Annotated in this window: 1 protein-coding gene; it reads left to right on the top strand. The window is 67.1% G+C overall.

Going from position 1 to position 490, the window contains the following annotated elements; translation table 11 throughout:
• A partial coding sequence (locus ACLQ2U_RS32175; protein WP_425754641.1) for a HAMP domain-containing protein occupies positions 1–490 on the top strand: 490 nt, incomplete at both ends.

The following is a 490-nucleotide window of genomic DNA, read 5'->3' as shown; positions in this document are numbered from 1 at the left end:
GAGATCCTGGAGCTGAAGTCCACGGTGAACACGATGGTGGACCAGCTCTCGTCGTTCGCCGACGAGGTGACCCGGGTGGCCCGGGAGGTGGGCACCGAGGGCAAGCTGGGTGGTCAGGCCCAGGTGCGCGGCGTCGCCGGCACCTGGCGCGACCTCACCGACAACGTGAACTCCATGGCGTCGAACCTGACCGCCCAGGTGCGGAACATCGCGCAGGTCTCCACCGCGGTCGCGAAGGGTGACCTGTCGCAGAAGATCACGGTGGACGCCCGGGGTGAGATCCTGGAGCTGAAGTCCACGGTGAACACGATGGTGGACCAGCTCTCGTCGTTCGCCGACGAGGTGACCCGGGTCGCGCGCGAGGTGGGTACCGAGGGCAAGCTGGGTGGTCAGGCCCAGGTCAAGGGCGTCTCGGGTACGTGGCGGGACCTGACCGACAACGTGAACTCGATGGCGTCCAACCTGACCAGCCAGGTGCGGAACATCGCCT

The sequence above is a fragment of the Micromonospora sp. DT47 genome, assembly GCF_049844475.1.
In the GTDB taxonomy this organism is placed as follows: domain Bacteria; phylum Actinomycetota; class Actinomycetes; order Mycobacteriales; family Micromonosporaceae; genus Micromonospora.
Note: the sequence above shows the minus strand (reverse complement) of the source record. Positions and strands in the feature narration are given on the sequence as shown.